The 2,897-nt window shown below is 60.0% G+C and carries 3 protein-coding genes; 1 reads left to right on the top strand and 2 read right to left on the bottom strand.

What is annotated here, in order from left to right; all coding sequences use genetic code 11:
• Window position 1: 1 nt before the first annotated feature.
• On the bottom strand, window positions 2-958 hold the full coding sequence (locus tag FEF27_RS12910; RefSeq protein WP_138171293.1) for an IS3 family transposase: 957 nt from the start codon (window positions 956-958) through the stop codon (window positions 2-4).
• A 68-nt stretch (window positions 959-1,026) separates the two neighbouring features.
• Entirely contained in the window at window positions 1,027-1,470 is a 444-nt protein-coding gene (locus tag FEF27_RS12905) for a transposase (RefSeq protein WP_208009903.1), read from the bottom strand.
• A gap of 114 nt (window positions 1,471-1,584) precedes the next feature.
• Here FEF27_RS12905 and FEF27_RS12900 point away from each other — a divergent pair, with 114 nt between their 5' ends.
• The gene (locus tag FEF27_RS12900) at window positions 1,585-2,859 is read left to right on the top strand and encodes an ATP-dependent nuclease (RefSeq protein WP_208009891.1); all 1,275 of its coding nucleotides are present in this window, start codon (window positions 1,585-1,587) and stop codon (window positions 2,857-2,859) included.
• The last annotated feature ends 38 nt before the right edge of the window (window positions 2,860-2,897 follow it).

Here is a 2,897-nt window from a genome sequence, read left to right as displayed (position 1 = left end):
GTTAGTTGGATAGTCGGGGTGTTCTGGCGGCGGGGTCGTTGATCGTTGCCTTCTCCGGAAGGCGCGGCGGTCGGGGACGTCGGTGGAACCGCTCAGGGTGAGCAGCGTAGGCAGCATCAAGGACCTGCTGCCGCTGGTGACGGATCATCTGGGCGGTGCCGTTATGCACACTGATCGGGGTGTGCAGCCCAATCCCGGAATGCCGGTGAACGTGGTTATACCAATAGATGAACGCGTTCATCCAGGACCTGGCCTCCCCAATGGAAGCGAACCGTTCAGGATAGGTGGGGGTGTACTTCATCGTCTTGAACTGCGACTCCGAGTAGGGATTGTCATTGGAAGTCCTGGGCCGGTTATGAGACCGGGTGACATCCATATCACTCAGCAGTGACGCCAAAGGTTTCGAGGTCATCGCCGCACCACCATCGGCGTGGAGGTATCCCGGGGCGGTGCCCTGTTCGACGATGGCCTCAGCGATCAGATCAGCGGCCAGGTCCCCGTCCTCGATCTGCTCGATGCGCCAGGCCACCACGCACCGGGAATAGATATCGATGACCACATACCCGTGGTACCAGATCCCTTTCGCTGGACCCCGCATTTTCGTGATGTCCCACGACCACACCTCATTCGCGGCGGTCGCTGTCAGCTCGGGGATCTTACGAGGTGGGTGGGTCGCCTGCCGACGCCGCTCACCGCCCAACCTCTGCGCAGCGAGGATCCGGTGCATCGTCCGCTCTGAGCAGTAATACCTGCCGGCATCGAGTTCCCGGGCCCACACCTGAGCCACCGAGAGGTCGGCATACTCATCACTGGTGAGCACCTGAAGCACCTTCTCGCGCTGGGTCTTGGTGAGCTCCGCGGGGTGTTGCGGCTTCGGGTGAGGCCCATGCATCCGCGGTTTCGGGTTGGCCTGCCGGTGATGAGTCGCCCGGGACCGGCCCACCAGCGCGCAGGCCATCACGATGCCGACCAGTACAGCCAGCAGGGTTGCGGTCTCAGCCTGCCATGCCCGCCAGGCCGCGGCGGTTACGGCTGGTCTTTCTTGGAGAGCGCTTCCAAAAACGCGACACCTTTTCCCAAGACCTCCAACGCCTCCTCCCGCTTGGCGATGGCCTTGTCCTTCTTCGCAGACTCCGCCTCAGCCTTGGCCAGAGCCTTCTCCAGCTCGGCGATCCGTGCCTGCTCAGGTGTTTTCTTCCCCCGGCGGGGCTTCGGTGTGTTCACCCTGCCCAGTGTCCCGGCTTCTAGCTGGGTGCGCCACCTTTTCACGCTGGCGTCATAGAGCCCTTCCCGACGCAGCACCAGCCCCTTCGAACCTGTCGGCGCGGAATCGTACTCAGCGAGGACGCGACGCTTGTACTCGATGCTGAAATGCCGACGGGCCGGCCGGCCTGCCCGAGGACTTTCCTCAGAGACCTGCTCGGCGGGAACGGTGCCGACCTCGAAGACTGTTTCGGTGGTGATCGTCATGCGGGGTTCCTCTTCCAATAGTGGGATGCCCCAGCCCTTATAACCATCAGCCCGGGTGTCTCACCTCAGTCTGGCAGGTAGGGTCGTCCTGGTCGCCAAGGGAGAGGCGGAATAGTGCGACTCACTTACGTAAAAGTTACCAATCACAGCCGTCTAGCAGATGTAGATATCGAGGTGCGAGAGCATCTCGTACTCGTCGGTTCGAACGATGTCGGCAAGTCTTCGCTTCTGCGATGTCTCGACTTGGCCATTGGGGCCAGTACGGCCCAGCTCTACTCACACATCAGCAGTGAGGACTTTCGGGACACGAGCCAGGCGTTTGTCGTTGAGGTTGGTTTCGAGGATTTTTCTAAGAATGAGCGTGCCTTATTTCCCGAGGAAATCAATGTAGATCCAGTTAGCGGCGACAGGTCAATGACGGTGCAGTTATCGGCGACGATCGATGAGAGCGAGACCATCAGTATTGAGCGACGCGCACTTGGGTCGGGCACAACGCGCCAATTGTCCCGCGACCAAGTCACAGGACTCGGCTGGAAGTTCCTGAGCGCTACCACGCAAACTCGAGATCTAAGGGAAGATCGGAAGTCGCCTCTCGACGAGATTCTGCAAACGGGTGAGCTCGGAGGCGAGGAGGCGGATTTTGAGGCCATTGCCGAGTCACTGGCGACTAAACTCGGTGAATCTGCGGTGCTCGATCAGCTCCGAAAAGACCTGGCCGGTCAACTCTCCAAGGCACTGCCCGAGCCAGTAGACAAGGATGAACTGAGCTTCGTTCCGGGTGCCGCTGCCGACAATGACGTACTGAGTGATGTTCGGCTCCGAGTGTCCAAAGCGGGCGCTCCACGTGATCTTTCCGCCCAGTCAGACGGGACTCGGGCGCTTTTCGCAATGGCGTTCTACGACCTCGTCAGCGTCGGAGCTAACGTAGTTGGAATCGATGAGCCGGAGGTCCACCTGCACCCGACGAGTCAGCGGAGCCTGGCCCGGCTACTCAAGAGCAACCCAAACCAGAAAATCATCGCTACGCATTCTTCCGACATTGTCAGCGCTTTTGATGCTGACTCGATTGTGGTGGTTCGCCGCGGCGGGGAGCTGGTTCAGCCTGATGCAGGGTTCTTGTCGAGCGAAGACAAGCTCGTTGTTCGGTGGTGGGTGCGCGATCGGCTAGAGCCGTTAACGTCCCGACGAGTTATAGCGGTAGAGGGGCCGTCGGACAGGATTGTCGTTGAACGAGCTGCAGATCTTACTGACCGCAACCTGGATCGACTCGGAGTTTCCCTCGTGGAAGCCGGTAGTAAATCGTCTATGCCTGCGGTTGAGAAGCTCTTCGGGAAGACTGGGTTTGGGGTTCCGCTCTCGGAACTCATCGATGAACCGTACTGGGTTTAGTTCCGTCCTTGACGTGTCCTGGGTTTGGTTCCCCTCAG

Origin of the sequence: Nesterenkonia sphaerica (genome assembly GCF_005771565.1) — a bacterium.
In the GTDB taxonomy this organism is placed as follows: Bacteria; Actinomycetota; Actinomycetes; order Actinomycetales; family Micrococcaceae; genus Nesterenkonia; species Nesterenkonia sphaerica.
Note: the sequence above shows the minus strand (reverse complement) of the source record. Positions and strands in the feature narration are given on the sequence as shown.

Excerpts from the sequence above, each read along its gene's own strand:
- FEF27_RS12905 (WP_208009903.1), bottom strand. The coding sequence starts at position 1,470 with ATGACGATCACCACCGAAACAGTCTTCGAGGTCGGCACCGTTCCCGCC.
- FEF27_RS12910 (WP_138171293.1), bottom strand. The coding sequence starts at position 958 with ATGGCCTGCGCGCTGGTGGGCCGGTCCCGGGCGACTCATCACCGGCAG.